The organism is Shewanella surugensis, assembly GCF_023284005.1.
GTDB classification, from domain to species: domain Bacteria; phylum Pseudomonadota; class Gammaproteobacteria; order Enterobacterales; family Shewanellaceae; genus Shewanella; species Shewanella surugensis.
Genome location: NZ_JAKIKS010000126.1, coordinates 1 through 15,964 on the forward strand (window position 1 = coordinate 1; position 15,964 = coordinate 15,964).

13 protein-coding genes and 1 pseudogene are annotated in these 15,964 nt (G+C 38.6%); 8 read left to right on the top strand and 6 right to left on the bottom strand.

What is annotated here, in order from left to right; genetic code table 11:
• The 4 genes and pseudogenes from L2764_RS21940 to L2764_RS21955 form a co-directional block, all read left to right on the top strand.
• Positions 1–108: pseudogene (locus tag L2764_RS21940) on the top strand (IS30-like element ISVsa7 family transposase); the annotation flags it as partial.
• An 11-nt stretch (positions 109–119) separates the two neighbouring features.
• Positions 120–371 (top strand): hypothetical protein, encoded by a 252-nt coding sequence (locus L2764_RS21945; protein ID WP_248942474.1) that lies wholly within the window; start codon positions 120–122, stop codon positions 369–371.
• Positions 372–1,051: 680 nt separating this feature from the next.
• Positions 1,052–3,049 (top strand): phosphatidylinositol-specific phospholipase C domain-containing protein, encoded by a 1,998-nt coding sequence (locus L2764_RS21950; RefSeq protein WP_248942475.1) that lies wholly within the window; start codon positions 1,052–1,054, stop codon positions 3,047–3,049.
• A 197-nt stretch (positions 3,050–3,246) separates the two neighbouring features.
• A complete protein-coding gene (locus L2764_RS21955) occupies positions 3,247–3,636 on the top strand; it encodes a hypothetical protein (RefSeq protein ID WP_248942476.1) in 390 nt (129 codons plus the stop codon).
• A 95-nt stretch (positions 3,637–3,731) separates the two neighbouring features.
• Here L2764_RS21955 and L2764_RS21960 read toward each other — a convergent pair whose 3' ends face one another.
• The 3 genes from L2764_RS21960 to L2764_RS21970 form a co-directional block, all read right to left on the bottom strand.
• On the bottom strand, positions 3,732–4,184 hold the full coding sequence (locus L2764_RS21960) for a hypothetical protein (protein ID WP_248942477.1): 453 nt from the start codon (positions 4,182–4,184) through the stop codon (positions 3,732–3,734).
• Positions 4,184–5,062, bottom strand: a complete 879-nt coding sequence (locus L2764_RS21965; protein WP_248942478.1) for a hypothetical protein — start codon at positions 5,060–5,062, stop codon at positions 4,184–4,186. Before L2764_RS21965 ends, L2764_RS21960 begins: the two co-directional genes overlap by 1 nt.
• A 458-nt stretch (positions 5,063–5,520) precedes the next feature.
• Entirely contained in the window at positions 5,521–7,080 is a 1,560-nt protein-coding gene (locus L2764_RS21970) for a S8 family peptidase (RefSeq protein WP_248942479.1), read from the bottom strand.
• Between the two features lie 681 nt (positions 7,081–7,761).
• Here L2764_RS21970 and L2764_RS21975 point away from each other — a divergent pair.
• From L2764_RS21975 to L2764_RS21985, 3 genes are all read left to right on the top strand, one after another.
• The gene (locus L2764_RS21975) at positions 7,762–10,653 is read left to right on the top strand and encodes an ExeM/NucH family extracellular endonuclease (protein WP_248942480.1); all 2,892 of its coding nucleotides are present in this window, start codon (positions 7,762–7,764) and stop codon (positions 10,651–10,653) included.
• Between the two features lie 515 nt (positions 10,654–11,168).
• Positions 11,169–11,645: a hypothetical protein gene (locus L2764_RS21980; protein WP_248942481.1), complete on the top strand. Its 477-nt coding sequence runs from the start codon at positions 11,169–11,171 to the stop codon at positions 11,643–11,645.
• Between the two features lie 377 nt (positions 11,646–12,022).
• Positions 12,023–12,571: a hypothetical protein gene (locus tag L2764_RS21985; RefSeq protein WP_248942482.1), complete on the top strand. Its 549-nt coding sequence runs from the start codon at positions 12,023–12,025 to the stop codon at positions 12,569–12,571.
• Between the two features lie 93 nt (positions 12,572–12,664).
• On the opposite strand, the gene L2764_RS21990 is transcribed toward L2764_RS21985, so the two are convergent.
• From L2764_RS21990 to L2764_RS21995, 3 genes are all read right to left on the bottom strand, one after another.
• A complete protein-coding gene (locus L2764_RS21990) occupies positions 12,665–13,057 on the bottom strand; it encodes a ribonucleotide reductase subunit alpha (protein ID WP_248942483.1) in 393 nt (130 codons plus the stop codon).
• Between the two features lie 536 nt (positions 13,058–13,593).
• Positions 13,594–13,722 (bottom strand): hypothetical protein, encoded by a 129-nt coding sequence (locus L2764_RS27875; protein ID WP_283107120.1) that lies wholly within the window; start codon positions 13,720–13,722, stop codon positions 13,594–13,596.
• A gap of 83 nt (positions 13,723–13,805) precedes the next feature.
• On the bottom strand, positions 13,806–13,955 hold the full coding sequence (locus L2764_RS21995) for a transposase (RefSeq protein WP_248942485.1): 150 nt from the start codon (positions 13,953–13,955) through the stop codon (positions 13,806–13,808).
• A gap of 643 nt (positions 13,956–14,598) precedes the next feature.
• Here L2764_RS21995 and L2764_RS22000 point away from each other — a divergent pair.
• The gene (locus L2764_RS22000; RefSeq protein ID WP_248942484.1) at positions 14,599–15,885 is read left to right on the top strand and encodes a hypothetical protein; all 1,287 of its coding nucleotides are present in this window, start codon (positions 14,599–14,601) and stop codon (positions 15,883–15,885) included.
• Positions 15,886–15,964 lie beyond the last annotated feature (79 nt).

Genomic DNA, 15,964 nt, shown 5'->3' on the forward strand with positions numbered 1-15,964 from the left:
GCCAATGCTGAATTTTTAATTAACATGAGGCCAAGAAAGGCGTTAAACTTTCTCAGTCCTTATGAGTTTTTAACAGGTAAACGTGTGTCGCTTATTGCTGAGATCTAGGAACCCATCAAGTGGATTTTAAAAATGTGGCAACAACGTTAAGGATCACCTGTGTTTTTGAGACGCAATCAGCGCAATCAAATGCGCTCTTTGAGAAACAAGATGAAAAAATGGCTCAAATTATCATGTCACAACTTGCACGCACAGGGCTTCGTTTGTCTGTGGGCGTAAAACAAATTCGTTTCGATAATGAGGAACGTTGTCTAGTTGAGCATGATGGCAATTGGGCATTAAGGTTATCGATGATATTTAAAAACGATTGAACCACTTTTTACTTTGTTGTGATTACATTTAAATGTATGTGTTATTTATTTAGGAATGTAAATAAGAAAAAAGACGCTTTTATAATGGGTGAGTTGTTTGTAATTATCGGGATTTCATTGGTGTTGATTTATATAATCAATGTTTTCTCATCATCATCATTATAATTTTTGTTATTAACAGTGTCATATGTTTGCAGCATTTCTTCTGTTCTATTCCCTGTAAGTTTAAAACAGTTAATTAAATAAAGTTAACGATGTTTTACTATGGGCGACATTGTTACGTCAAGGGTTAAGGCTATTATTTACAGTTGATTACAAATATTTACAGTTGGTTGTCATTATTTTAAGTGTAAATTAAATAATGAGTTTGTTTGTTTTCCCTCGTCATGACAATTTAACTTAGACGATTAAGTTTTTTGTTTGCAATCATTTGTTATTCAGGTATGTTGTTTGTAAGTTTATGTGAGTTACATTTTATTAACTAAGGAGTGAGAGGGGTAAATTTTATTGGTTAGTTTTTAGCATTAAACATTTTCAATAGGGGGCCGTAGTCATACTGAACCTTAATAATAAGAACAAGTAGAGACTGTGGAGAGATAATTAATATCTTTTATGAATAAAATAATAATAAATAAAAAATAATAATAAATAAAAAATAATAAATAAAATAGGGATTACATATGAAAAAAATAAATAAAATTCTTAATTTAGTACTTATCATTGGTTTGAGTTTATCTAGCACAGCGCAGGCGGGTTGGTGGAATAAAACGAAAAAGTGGGTTGATAAAGAAATCGTTGAGCCGGTTGTTGATATAGGTGAAAGTACTGCTGAGGGGGCAACCGAGTCATGGAATGATGTATCAAGTTGGACGCAAAGTGGATGGGAGTCATCAGTTGATTGGTCTGAAGAGGCTTGGGAAGCGAGTGAGGATTTTTATACGTATATTGTTGATGAAGCTGGAGACAAAATAACCTTTGGTGCAAGCCAAATTCCATTACTGGGTGCAATAATTGAAAACGCTTATGAAGCGACCTTTAATAATCATCGTTATGGATTAGATCTTAATCAATGGGAAGTCAAGGCATTAAAGTTGCAAAATCACTTAGATTATCAAGAGCCATTATCGAATAGTTTTATTTTTGGTAGTCACAACTCTTTCAATGCTAAAGAGTACGCAACAGCAATGCGCTATTTAGATCCTAATCATAAGTTATCTATTTATGATCAATTAGATGCTGGGGTGCGTGGCATCGTATTAGATGTGCATAAATTTGATAAGGCTGACAGTTTTTGGATCTGGGAGTGGGATAGTGAGCTACTTTTATGTCATGGTCAAAGTAATCACAGCGGTTGTAGTGCTTATGATCGCGCTTTAATTGAAGGCCTTGCCGAAATTAAATCGTGGTTAGATGAGAACCCAAATGAGCTTATTGTTGTGACTGTTGAAGATCAAATGGAGAATAAGCATACTCAGGCTGCTGAATTATTTTCGGGTGTATTGGGGGATTATATATATAGGCCCACTAGCGGAGGTTGTCAGGAGTTGCCCTGGAATATGACCAAGCAAGACATTTTAGACACAGGTAAACAAGTGTTAGTACAAGCAAGGTTTACTTGCGATAGCAATAATGCCGACTGGCAAGCGATTGTGTTTGAATTTGATCGTAAAAAAGGCGACGTCATTGATGCTCGTAATGGGGAGTGCCCAAGCTTTAATCAAGGTAGTCAATGGTTACTTTATGCCGAAGATCGTGCTGTGGCGACGAATGAGCCGGATGAAGAGTTGCTTCATAGTGATGATCTGCAGCAATTAATGGCATGTGGAGTGAATCTGATTGGGCTTGACATGATAGGTTATGCTAGTACAAATCGTATTGAAGGCGCAATCTGGAGTTGGGATGATAACGAACCTAATGATTATAGAAACAACGAAGACTGTGCTGAGTCATGGGAAAATGGTCGTATTAACGATGTGAATTGCAGTAATAGTAAAAAAGTCGCTTGTAAAAATGAGGCTGGTGAGTGGTTAATTACTCAAGAACAGGTGAATTGGTCCGAAGCTTCAGCTTTATGCGAAGCAGAGGTTAATGGAGAGTATGTCTTTTCTGTACCAGCCAATTATATAGATAATCAGTCATTAATAGCGGCAAAGGAGCTGATGAGGGTGACTCGAGTGTGGCTAAATTATACCGATCAGTTAATGGAAGGTTATTGGACTTCTCATGGGTTAACCGATACGAATATAGCCCTCCAAGGGATTGCTTCACAAAGTTCTACAGGTTATTCAGGCAGTGCAGACAGAGCGAATGATGGCGATACCGACGGGATTTATGGTCATCATTCCGTAACACATACAGCCAATAGAACCGACGATTGGTGGCAAATCGATCTTAAGGCGAATGCTTATTTAGAAACGATAGCGCTATTTAATCGGACTGATGGCTGTTGTACTGAGCGTTTGCAAAACTTTTATATTATGATTTCTGATACGGCTTTTAGCAGCAATGAATTGGACGAAGCTTTGGCACAATCCTCTTGGAATCATTATTATACGGGGGTGATGCCTGTGTCGGCTGAAATAAATATTGAAAAAGAAGGGCGATACCTACGTATCCAGCAGACTTCAAGTAATTATTTAAGTTTAGCGGAAGTCAAAATTATGGGGCTTTATCAATAATAAAGACCAAAACGTATTTATTGACTATTTATTGATAATCAATATGAATTAATGTATATCAACATTGCAATAAATAGTGTCCTATTCCTGTCTTATACTTACCTATACCCGTGATTATTGAAGGAGCATCTTCAATAATCATAGATATAGTAGTAAGAAACCCAATGAAATAAAGGCGTGGTTAAATAGGAAAAAATATGGATAGTTATTTGTTAGTTGCCAGTATTATTAGTTTACTTTTGAGTATTAAACATTTAACCCGAGATAGGAAGCAGGTTCTATTACCCAGCTTAGCCAGTGATTTAGGCTTTTATGTCAAAATACAGCTGAGTAGCTTTTTTTATTTTGTTGCCGTTTTTTATCTTCTTGCTACCTTGGTGCTGTTTGCGTGTAGCCTTGAAATGGTCTCACAAATGTATGCTTATGGTTTGTTATTGTTCATCGCATTGGATTATGTCTTGTTTGCCATTTGGCAACTTTATGGAAAAATAATGTGTAGCGAAAAACAGTCCATATTGTTCTATTTTAATTGGATAGGGTATTTTTTAGTCTCTGGTTGCATTGTGCTTTGGGCATTGAGGTTTTAATCGTAGGGCATTGCTTATTTGGATGTAGGTGTCTTGATAATCAAAAGCGTTAATGCTGTTAACTTGATTAACGCTTTTGAATATATATGCAATGATTATGATTGATATCTTTGAGGTGTACCTCCTGTAATATAAACACTCACCTTATTTAAGTTATTTAGTGAGTTGTATCGTTTATTGAAAATAGCCTTATCTTCTATTGTACTTAATGAATAAACGTTGTTTTGATGTGCATTAATCGCGAAGATCTGTGTCTTATTGATATTGAGTAGATTAATCACAGTACAATCCAGATTGTTACTGGAGTCAATCAGTACGATGGCGCGTTGGCCTTCCGGTACTGTGCCCAGTAATTTATCTGTCAACTTATCCTTAGATGCGATCTCAAAGTGAGTACCCAGAGTTTCATCAAACCCATGATATTGATGATTTAAATCACCTACTTCCCATAACTTTAGTTCAGTACTGGGAACCGTTTCTTTGTCCGCAAACAGTTGCAAGTTTTTATCTATGGCACTGGCGTAGGCAATCGCTTCTTGTGCTTTCATTAGCTAAATAACCTAAATCCGCCAAATGAGTGACTGGATGCTTTGCTATTGTGGATTTCTGCGGTTAATTGCGCTAATCCTGCTTGGGTGTCTTCCGTTAAGGCTTTTTGGATCCTAACACCTTTAGTTGTGGTTTGGCATTGCTGTAAGCCATCAGTACTTACAATACTGGGCTCAGGTAGGCCGAATAATTTACCCAGTGTGGTATTAGCTACAGGCGTGTTGTGTAGTAACTGAGAAGTAATACTGTGTTTCATACCTTGAGGTTCAATAGTACTGAGTAAATTTAATTTTGGTGCCGCTAGGGCATATTCTAACATTGAATCTTCATGGGTTAAGTGGCCACGTGACGTAAGTTCTTGTAAGTTACTGTAAGTTCCATTAGTTAAGGCCTCTTTTAAATTATCACCTCGAAATTCTCCATTAGTGGGCAACCGATTTGATAATACTAATGTTTCTCCATTTCTAAAATGGGCTGTAAATGTTGAATTATCTTTATTAGGAGTACATTTTAGAAAGTTATCACTACTATATTTCGATGATTCTAATGAATGTTCCAACGTCTTTTGCATCTCTTTGTCATCTGACATACATTGAATTTTTGATAGAATATAAGAATCTAAACTGAGATCCCCCCCTTCTGAATACTTTCTAAAGTCTACTTTGGCATCATGAATACATTTTTGAGTAGCCATTTTATAACTTTGCTCAATGCAATACGTCACGTCACTTTGTCCTTCAATAAGGGTTGAAAGCAGTGTATGATTATGACCATTACTATTGATATTTAAGACTATATTAGCTTGTTCATCACCAATTTTGCCGAAAGTTTGGATGGAGAAGTTTACTTGATTACCTGGTGTGGCTAATTTACGCATTTCGACAAAGCGATCGACTTGCGTACTTGGGTCTTTACCATCAGATTGGGTTATTTGGTTATATAGTCGAGTGATTGCGGCTTTCTTGAAAACTATGGACCGTTGATAGCTGTCCAGGAGTTTGGCTTTGTAGCATTAATGAAATAGTCATTATTGATGTACCCAGTTAAGTGATATAGCAACGTGCTGTTTTTGTTTGAGGGATTGTCTGATTGTTTTGCTGTATGGGCTATCAAAATTAGCTTGGATAGATAAAAACTCATCTGACCAGATGCATTGCTGTGGCATTATTGTTTTTTTGTTAAATTTCAACTGATTACTTGTTGTTGACGGCCTTTTCATTTAACAAAGGTATCAATTTGGCGGTGTGTTGGCTTAGAGTTTGAAGCATACTCTCTAAGTAATACAAAGGAATCACTTAGAGAGTACTTTAGCTTGCTATGACTTAGCGCTTGCTATTAAAAGCTGGCTGTTAAGTTTAGCCCACTATATGAACGATAACCTCTGATCATGATGTAGTAAGTGGTGGCGCTGCTGACATTGAAGCTACAGCTTTCTTCATTACCGCCCTCATAAGGGCGACAGTCATAAGTACCAGTCGTTGGGTTGCTGCCCGCTCTGACATACAGATCCGCATCGCCTGAGCCTCCCGATATCGTAACGTTGAGTTGAGCGTTGGCTGGCACATCAATTTGATAATATGCCTTGGAGCGCCAAGAGCCACTCAAGTTTGTTTCTTCTAAACAATCGGTGCCACAGCCAGGATTCGGATCTGGATCTGGATCAGGATCTGGGATGGTATCGCCTGAAAGTGAGTAGAGTAACTCATTGGGCGAGCTGGAAATCGCATCTGAGACTTTGTTTTTACTCGAGCGACTGCTCAGTAAATTCGTCATCGCAGAAGTGGATAAGCTTGAGTCTTCATCGAGGTATAGGGCAACCACACCTGCGACATGAGGCGCCGCCATCGACGTACCGCTAATGGTATTGGTGGCAGAATTAGACGAATACCAAGCTGATTTAATGCTTGAGCCAGGTGCATAGATGTCTAGGCATGAACCGTAGTTAGAGAAGCTTGAACGAGCATCACTGCTGGTGGTCGAGCCCACGGTAATAGCATCAGCAGCGCGAGCTGGAGAGTAACTACACGCGTCGCTATCATCATTACCCGCGGCAACCACGAAGTTAATCCCCGCAGCAACGGCATCGTTCACTGCATCATCTAAAGTTTGTGATGCGCCGCCGCCTAAACTCATGTTGGCAACAGAAGGCCCAGATGCATTATTTTTAACCCAGTTAATGCCTGAAACCACACCAGAGGTGGTTCCTGAGCCGCTACAACTGAGTACTCTGACACCGACGACATTGACATTTTTGGCCACCCCATAAGTGGCTCCGCCAATGGTGCCAGCAACGTGAGTACCGTGACCATTACAGTCAGTGGCATCATTGTCATCGTCCACAAAATCATAACCACTTGACGCTCGGTTACCAAATTCATTGTGCGTGGTAAGCACGCCAGTATCAACAATATAAGCGGTGACGCCAGTGCCGTCATAATCATAGTGATAACTGTTACTGAGGCTTAAGTCTCGTTGATCAATTCTATCGATCCCCCAAGTTGGGCTCGATTGATCACCTTGCGCACTGTTTAATGGTGTAATGCTGAGTATTTGATCTTGTTCAATGTATTTTATATCGGTGTTTTTTTGCATGTCGGCAATCTGTTGTGCGCTGGCTTTGACCAATACACCATTGACAGTGTTACCAAAGTTTTTTATTACTTCAACATCATAATTATTTTCTAGTGTTCTTGATTGTTGAGTCGCAAAGGATTCAATCGACAACTCATCATCGATATTCAATACACTGGGGGTATTAAAAACAATAATATAATTATCTTGAATGGCTTTTGTTTGATCGACTTTTATTATTTGAGCTTGGTATTCATTAGCATTAACCGCAGTACATGAAAAAGCAGCTGCAATAGCAAGTGCGAGTAAGTGTTTCTTTTGCATTGTTGACTCCGTATTAGGTTTAATTTTATAACGGCGTAATCAACATAGAACATTTTTATGCTATTCATCAATATCCATATCTTGGGGTAATCGCGGAAGTTTAAATGTCATAAAAATTTAATAAATTATTTAAATAATAAGGAATTGCATGGGTTTATATAAGTAATGTTGAATATCAACTCATTATTTGTTATTTCATATTCCAAAAATAACCTATGTAAAGCAACTGATTGTATTTAATTAGTTATTGCTAATGTTTTAGGTGAAGTTTATTTTAAATGAGAGTGGTTTTATCAAGGCAAGAGTTTTTATCATTAATACGTTAAATAATATAAGTGTACTAACCGATAATGACTATTTATTGCTATATGGAATAAAATACTTGATTAATTAAATCAATATCGATAAAGAATGTGACTGGTATCTTTTTTCAGTATTCAATTATGCAGGTTAAAATAAAAAAGTAATGTTTTTTTGTTGAAAGTGTGAACTAATACACATATGGACGTCGTATCTACTCATTGATGTTTTTTATTCTTCATGATTTATTAGTTTTAGTATCCCAGTATAACATTTAGATGGAGCATGAAATAAGACTGTCATTATTGTCAGTTATATTGCCACTTGATTATTTTTTGAATAAAAATGATAAATAGAAATAAATATATTTAAGGGAATAAAATGTTCATGAGAGAAAGCTGCTTAATATTGTTTTTAGGCTGTGCATCGAGTTTGGCACATGCGACAGATACTGTGATTATATCTGAATATGTAGAAGGAAGTGGCAATAATAAGGCCATAGAATTGTATAACGTAAGTGATACTGTTGTGGAGCTAAGTGACTATCAAATTCATTTTTATTTTAATGGCAATTCTGATCCCGCTTCAAATATCACTCTCCAAGGCAGCTTAGAGACTGGGCATGTATTTGTGTTAAGTGATAATGATGCCAGTGAAGCCATATTGTCGATTGCTGATATGACATCATCCATGAGTTTCTTTAACGGAGACGATGCCATCGTATTGAGCTATCAAGGGGAGGTAGTCGATAGCTTGGGGCAAGTAGGCAGCGATCCTGGCGTGGAGTGGGGCTCGGGGCTCGTTTCCACGAAAGATAATACTTTGAGGCGAAATGCTGAGCAACTGATTAGCGATACTATTGTAGATGATGAAGTGACATTAGTGAATTGGCTTGGTTTTGAAAAAGATGATATCAGTGACTTGGGTGTGTTTGGTGGAGATACGCCAACAGAGCCAGAGCCTTCAGAGCCATTAGTCTGTCATGATCCAGCCATGGCAATCAGTGATATTCAAGGTGAAGCTTTAGCAAGCGAATATATTGGGCAACAAGTGGTGCTTGAAGCGATTGTCGTGAGTAATAATGAAACGGGTTTTGACGGTTTTTTTGTACAGTCGCCTGATAGTGAGAGTGATGATAATCCACTCACATCGGAGGGGGTTTTTGTCTATACCGCGGATAATTCGCTGGGATTCGAGCTCGGAGATAGGGTTCGACTGCAAGGGACGGTAGAAGAGTTCAACTCACTGACACAAATCGCAGCGATTAGCCAAAGTCTTTTATGTGATACCGCTCAGAGTCTGCCGAGTAGCACCTTATTAGTTCTGCCGCGAGTAGATGACCGTGAATTTGAAGCAGTTGAAGGTATGCGAGTGCATTTTTCGCAAAACCTCACCGTCAATGAAGTGTATAACCTTGGACGTTTTGGTGAAATATTATTAGGCAGCGAGCGCCATTTCATTGGTACGCAAGTGGCGCAGCCTGGTGAAGATGCCTTAGCCATTAGTGAGCAAAATTCCAACGATGCGATCATCCTTGATGATGGTCTCACATCTCAAAATCCTGATAATATTCGCTTTCCGGCTCCAGCGTTAAGTGCTGAAAATACGGTAAGAGTGGGTGATACGGTGACGGAGTTAACGGCCATTATGCATTACGGATTTGGTGCTTATCGTTTATTGCCGACGCAAATCGTGAACTTTATAGCAACCAATGAACGCACTGTCTCTCCTCTATTACCTGAATCACGAGATGTGGTGCTAGCGAGCTTTAATGTGCTGAATTTCTTTAATGGTGACGGGCTGGGAGGAGGCTTTCCAACGGCTCGTGGTGCTGACGATCTGATCGAGTTTGAGCGACAACAATTAAAAATTGTTGAGGCCATGCTAGCCATTGATGCCGATGTTGTTGGTTTAATGGAAATTGAGAATGATGGTTTTGGTGAGCATTCTGCCATTGCGGTTTTAGTCGATGCATTAAATCAACAGAGAGGGGAGGAGCGTTATGACTTTATCGCCTCCAGTACGGGGAGTTTGGGAACCGATGATATCGCCGTAGGCTTGATTTATCGAGCCGATAAAGTGGTGCCTAATGGCGATGCACTGGTATTGTCTAGTGAAAATTCACCGCTAGATGAAACGGGCGTACCGCTATTTAATGATGACAAAAATCGCCCTATGCTGACGCAGTTATTTGCTGTGTTAGGCAGCGAAAATGAAAGACGTAAAGGTCAGTCTCAGATGGGAGAAGGGAAGATGATCCCTGCTGCTAATGACTTGTCTCAGTTTGTGGTGGCGGTAAATCATTTTAAGTCAAAGGGGAGCAGTTGTAGCAGCATTGGCGATCCTGATCTGGACGATGGGCAAGGGAACTGTAACGTCACGCGCACCAGAGCCGCGTTGGCTGCAGCGCAATGGCTAAATACGACTTATCCAGCGCAAGGTGTGTTGTTAATGGGGGATTTAAATGCCTATGCGAAAGAAGATCCACTCTCAGCATTCGATGCAGCTGGATTCCATGAATTATTTGAGTACTTCGATAAAGAAGGCATGTATACCTATGTGTATTCAGGTGAGTCTGGACAGTTAGATCATGTGTTGGCCAATGCGGTGTTATTAGATAACGTTATTGATGTCACGCAATGGCATATTAATACCGATGAGCCACGCGTATTAGATTATAACCTAGAGTTTAAATCTGACACGCAGCAAGACACGTTATATGCGGGGGATGCATATCGCTCATCGGATCATGATCCCGTGCTGGTATCGTTGCAATTTGATACGCCCAATATTGCCCCTACAGCGAGTTTTGAATTATCACAAAACAACGGGTTGGTTACTTTTGTCAGTACATCGAGTGACGTTGATGGTGAGATCGTGCGTTACCAGTGGGATTTTGGAGATGGTAGTGGGGCGGATAGGGCCGAAGTCAGTCATGAATATACCCAAAATGGTGATTATACTATTATACTCATTGTCACCGATGATGGTGGCTTGACCCAGTCACATGCGGAAACCATTCATGTGTTACTCGAGCCTGAAGGCCATGCTCCAGTGGCTATTATCAAGCATCAAGCATGGCGATTTATTCATTTATTCACTTCCATGAGTGTGGATGAAGATGGCACTATTGAACGTCAAATGTGGCATTTTGATGATGGTTACTTCTCATCATTGCCCTGGGTGGTACGTTTTGGCCATCAAGGTTCTCATGTTGAATTAATCGTTGAAGATAACGATGGCCTACAAGGATCGGTAACATTAGATTATTAACGAGAAAATAACAGCTAACTTTAATGATGCCACTTAGCGTAAGCTGAAGTGGCACTTTTATTGGTATTTGTAGCTGTTTTTTCTTTCTATTAAGATTAAATGGCTTACTTTTTCATATTTTGCTTTTTGCTTTTTGCTTTTTGCTTCTTGCTAGCTGCACTTTTCCCTAGATCTCCTATAGTCATTAAATAGCCATGTTTGTTACACCAATAAAAAGCATGCAAAACACGATTAGTGTTGTGCTTTATAGAGGGAATTTAACGTCTAACGAGATCACTCATTAGACTAGGGTGAATCTTATGCCGCTGATAGAGTTTTAGGCGGGGTGATCGTTTGGCTCATGAGTGCAGAAGTGGATTATGTGGATAATGATCATTCTTTAATCCAGAATGTCCAGACAGGTTTCACCGATGAGTTGAATCTTCCAGACTGGAAAGTTGATGTCAATTACGCTGGGCTTTGTTTTAACAATGCCGTTAATGTGAATAGACAGCTTAAGGAGCAGGGAAAATTGTATGATCAAAGAGTACAATATGAAGGATTGGTGTACCTCAATGTTGTTTATTTGCTTAAGTGTGTTCAGTGGGTTGGCAGCTGCTGAGAATAAAGCAATCAGTCCAATTGTGGGCTGTGAAGCCCCCAAGACATTAATGGGCTTAACGATTGTTTTTGCGACCGATCCTAACTATGCCCCTTATAACCCGTTTGCCGATGTCTTATTAGAAATGAGTTTTTCAGTTAAAAGTTATACTTTCAATGAATTGCAAGGTATGCATTCCTTCTCTGGGGGATATTTTTATCGAAAGTTAGCTCAAAATGTCGGCGTGTTAACTGGGAAAGATATCGTGGGCCCTAAGCTACTGCGTTATAGCATCGTTTTTGTGTGCAAAAGCCGTGAAGAAGGGCATTATATTTTTAGCCAAGAACAAGGAGAAAACTTGCCTGATATTAATCAAAATATGGGCACTTATGTCATTATGTCAACGCCCTAATAGTGAGTGGTGACTCGCACTGGATATGGTTTTTTTTAGCGTTAATCTTTGCTTAATGGAGGACCGTGAATTCTCATTTATTCTTAATAGAGTGTGGGGTTAGAAGGCATGCTCGTTCTTAACGATATCCCTTATATAAAGACCATTTTAGCGCTGATGTGAATATCATTCATGCCGGAGTCATTAATGACCTGCCTAAAAAATTTTTTATGTCAGCTGGATCCTGTATTTTCAATGCGCTTGGGTATATATATAAGATTTAATTGGTTGAATAAATAGCGTAAAGTCGAGTAGACAATGATGGGTGAATTAAATAGGTTAATAGCGGAGTACTTATTGAACACTTATTGATGGAATTACACTCAAAGGAACCAAACATGAAGTTAGCTCAAACATTTATTTCTACCCTTTTGCCTATCGTTGTTTTCAGTATCAGTTTTGCCACTCATGCCGGCGGCATCAAGCAAGAAGCCTATTGCATTGACAATGGGGGCACCGTTGAAAAAATGATCGCGAAGTACGGTAGCGATATAAATGGTTTTTCAAAAAAGTTTTGCACTTTTTCAAAAGATAATGGTTTTATTGCCGTAGGCTTAAATGCATTTGCATCCAAGGACCCGAATATCGCGGCGACCTTAATAACACAACTGCCGCCTTTGGCTGATGATTCACCGTTGTGGCAAGGGGATTTCTTTAATCCGTCGATGAATGTGTGTAAAAATTTAGGCGGTGCTACGATTAGCGAAAATGTGGTATCGGGTGGCTTTACCAATGCGCTTGGCGCCAATGATATTTGTGTCTTTGGTGACACGTCGATGATCAGTGCATGGTCGCTGATCTATATGGCTAACGGTCGAACACAGTATGATGAAGTGAAAAATGCTGTGGCATCTTTGCCTATCGATAACTTATATATCCCTGAGTAATCTTGCTATTTAACGGTCATTTACCCCTTTCATCATGGAACGTGAAGGAAGGGGTTGTTTTTAATCAAATTGGCATTATGGTCATGTTGAGCATTAATGACTGGCGAGCTCAATCAGGTTTTCATCGCGATCAAAAATAATATAACGACCCACATCATTACCGGTTTCAATATCATGTGCCATTTTATTGAGATAAGGTCCAGCATGCTCTGTTGTGGGTGTTTCGCCATTTTCGCCACTGACGCTGGCAATGAAGATAAAGTTCCAGTGCGTGTCGATTGCGTCGGCTTCTTTCATTAAAGCAGCAAAGTCGTTGAGCTCCTCAGGCAGCTTATCCACACACATGATTGGGCTAATGGTGCCTTGTTGGTGTTGTTTACTTTTCTTGCTATTTTTAGCTTCAGCATGAGCAAATAAAAAGATTAATCGCTGTGGCTGAGTATGCTCATTGGTCATTTTCAGCAGATCATTGAATTTTTTTATCATGTAGACATTCTCTTTCATATTATCTATTCGGCGTTGTGACTTTCAACTCGCGACGGTTAACCTTGCCACTGTGGCAATGTGTTCACCTCGGGATCAGCGGTTGCAGGAGAGGTTATTCATGTCCGCTGATTTTCATTTTTGGTGGAAATGGTTTTTGAATATCCAGTCATTTAGCTGCTTTATAAGGCGTTGGCATTTAGATGGATTTTACTTGAATGGTGATGGACATTTGTTGATATCGATCAAGAGTGGTTGAGTTGACCTGTTTTTTGAGCAGCCCATCTCGATGGGCTGCTCATTGATTAGGGGGAGACTTGATAAGGTTCTATTGCGCCGATTTTTTCATGATAATGCCAAAATTGAGACGATCAATTTCATGTTTTGGGCTAATGGGTATTATTCATCGTTTCTGTAAACTCACTGAGTTTATTGATGTTATCAATATCATCGAGAGGGTGAATGAGGTTCAGTGATATGGCAAAATGGCTTAACGGGTTTAATGTTTGGCTTTTTTCGTCAGGAAAGGTAAGTTGTTGTCATGGTTGGCTGGTTGAGTTTAAAAAGGTGTGAATGCGCCAGTTAAGTTTATTGTCATTGTAACGCTCATTGCCTTGCTCATCACACACTTCGATATCAATTTGTTGATAGTCGCTTGTAAAACTCATCAGATCAATATACCGCTTATTTTGATATTTAAATACCTATTTAAATATTTGTTTCAATTATACTTTGTGTAAAGGGAATAAGGTTAAACGATTAGGTGAGTGGCTAAGCTAAGCTTGAGCGTTAAGATTGCGTCGACTGCTTGTTGTATGCTGTAACCTTGCTCTGTGATGAGCCCCAAGGCTTCTTCTTTAAATTCTTTCGTATAACTACGATATTGACGTTTTGTATTCATGTTCACCTCGATTGTTTATTTATTATCCACAATCAAGGTGTCCAGTTCTATTAGACCAGAATAAAGAGAGTGTAAAAAATATTATGGCAATCTAAGACTATCCATCAAAATACTTGATAACTTTTAATTAAGCACTTACTTGGTTGTCATGCTGTTTACTCTTCTGTCATGATTGTAGATATAAGTCGAACCATCTGCTAAAAAGAATGACAATTAGTACTGTCTAATATTATATATCTTACAATGAAGGTCGTATTTATTTTTAACAATGAAAACATAATAATAGCGGGAATTATTATGTTGATTGCTTTATTCCAAAGGGAACTTGATGTTTAGGGTTATTTCTATAGCATTTTTTATTTTTAATTTCACTTTTTCGTTAAATGTCTATGCTGAAGAAAGCCTGTGTTCAGTGAATGTGCAATTAACCCATTATCAGCCGAGTTTATGTTATCACCACTTTGATGAGCAGGCATGCACAGATGTTTGCCGTAAAGCCGATCCTGAATTTGACCCTCAATGTTTTCAAACTATAGCGCTGCCTTGTTCAGTCAAGAAAGATTTACTCAATACGGCATCGAGTAAACAGCAACGAGGGAAGTATACCTGGTTACATGTCGCTGATGTATTGGAGTATGCACCGATGGTGAGTGAAATGCATGTGATGCGGCAGGATTTATTAGACGAGTTATACGGTGATTACTTTAATCGTCCTAAAGATGAGTATCTGTTTCATTCGGCGAGCCGAGCTATGAAAAAGAATAACTTTAAGCTCAATATGTGGTCCAATGTTGATCAGTTAACCCATACTTTGAAAAAATCCAGCATGTTTGGGCGCTTATCTCTGAGTCGAATTTTGAAGCAAAACTTTGATAAGCAATGGAAAGTTTATCTCAAACGGGTTGATGCCTTTCCTTATTATAATCAGAAAGAAAAACAGGAACTTAAAGCAGAGTTAGAGTCAATTAAAGCGCATAAATTGCAATTTTGGCGAAGTCTAAATGAATTTAGTGAAGACTTTATCGCTCAGGACAGAATAGAGCAGTTAAATGACCGCTTAGACAATCTCATGACAGGATTAAACCTGTTATTGGGGGAAAAATACGATTATATGTTAAAAAAGGCTGGAACGTTAAATGAGCACTATGAAGTTAATGTAACAGCTTGTAGCCAAAATAAAACAGAGGCTTGTTTTGATCCTATTATTTTGACTGATATTACTCATTTCTACCCTGAAATTGATAATGAATTGAATTATTTTGAGGCTAATTTGTTACTGTTATCACAAGAGGCAGAGGCAGAGGCTTTGGCATTAAGCTATGATGAAAACTTAAATAAGGGGAGCAGTGATAACTATTTTGCACCAAAATATAATCATTTTATACAAAAAAAAATGGTGGCATTTGAGGATGATCCTAGTCAGGAACGATTAGTTGCGTTAAGTACAGCGATTAAAATTGCATTTTTAAATGTTGATCCGAATGCGGACAAATTATTTGAAAAATTAAAGTCAAACTCACACAGTATAATAAATGGAACTGTATTTATTTCTCAATTTGAGGATTCAACACCATTATTATGTTCAATGTATGAACGTTATTACGAAAAAAAAGAAAATAGTAATAAAAAGAAAATGTATGATTTGATCGATGAAATGGATAAGTTGTTATTCGACCAAGCTAAAACTAAAGATAAAAAGTTCAATCTAGAAATGGTAAATGCACTTGATTCAAAATTTGAGAGTGTTATGGAAATAGCTGATGTTGTGTATGATATTAATATAATAAAACTTGATCGTTATCAAAAAATCTTGTGGGAATTGCCATATGATTTGAAAGTCAATGGCGAGCCCCAACACTTTGAGATTGAGTTTATTGGGATAGCTAGTATGTATTGGATCCCCAGGGCGGGAGCATACTTTGTCGGATAATTAACCAAAGAAAACTTTTGCCCTGTAATCATCGTCCCAACTCGCCTTTTTTAGCTTATTTCGCTGACTTGGCGCACCG

What these genes read in the sequence shown, in the direction of transcription:
- L2764_RS21985 (WP_248942482.1), top strand. Translation starts at nt 12,023, where the DNA reads ATGAAGTTAGCTCAAACATTTATTTCTACCCTTTTGCCTATCGTTGTT.
- L2764_RS21980 (WP_248942481.1), top strand. Translation starts at nt 11,169, where the DNA reads ATGATCAAAGAGTACAATATGAAGGATTGGTGTACCTCAATGTTGTTT.
- L2764_RS21990 (WP_248942483.1), bottom strand. Translation starts at nt 13,057, where the DNA reads ATGATAAAAAAATTCAATGATCTGCTGAAAATGACCAATGAGCATACT.
- L2764_RS21955 (WP_248942476.1), top strand. Translation starts at nt 3,247, where the DNA reads ATGGATAGTTATTTGTTAGTTGCCAGTATTATTAGTTTACTTTTGAGT.
- L2764_RS21995 (WP_248942485.1), bottom strand. Translation starts at nt 13,955, where the DNA reads ATGAATACAAAACGTCAATATCGTAGTTATACGAAAGAATTTAAAGAA.
- L2764_RS27875 (WP_283107120.1), bottom strand. Translation starts at nt 13,722, where the DNA reads ATGAGTTTTACAAGCGACTATCAACAAATTGATATCGAAGTGTGTGAT.
- L2764_RS21950 (WP_248942475.1), top strand. Translation starts at nt 1,052, where the DNA reads ATGAAAAAAATAAATAAAATTCTTAATTTAGTACTTATCATTGGTTTG.
- L2764_RS21965 (WP_248942478.1), bottom strand. Translation starts at nt 5,062, where the DNA reads ATGCGTAAATTAGCCACACCAGGTAATCAAGTAAACTTCTCCATCCAA.
- L2764_RS21975 (WP_248942480.1), top strand. Translation starts at nt 7,762, where the DNA reads ATGTTCATGAGAGAAAGCTGCTTAATATTGTTTTTAGGCTGTGCATCG.
- L2764_RS22000 (WP_248942484.1), top strand. Translation starts at nt 14,599, where the DNA reads ATGGTGAGTGAAATGCATGTGATGCGGCAGGATTTATTAGACGAGTTA.
- L2764_RS21960 (WP_248942477.1), bottom strand. Translation starts at nt 4,184, where the DNA reads ATGAAAGCACAAGAAGCGATTGCCTACGCCAGTGCCATAGATAAAAAC.
- L2764_RS21970 (WP_248942479.1), bottom strand. Translation starts at nt 7,080, where the DNA reads ATGCAAAAGAAACACTTACTCGCACTTGCTATTGCAGCTGCTTTTTCA.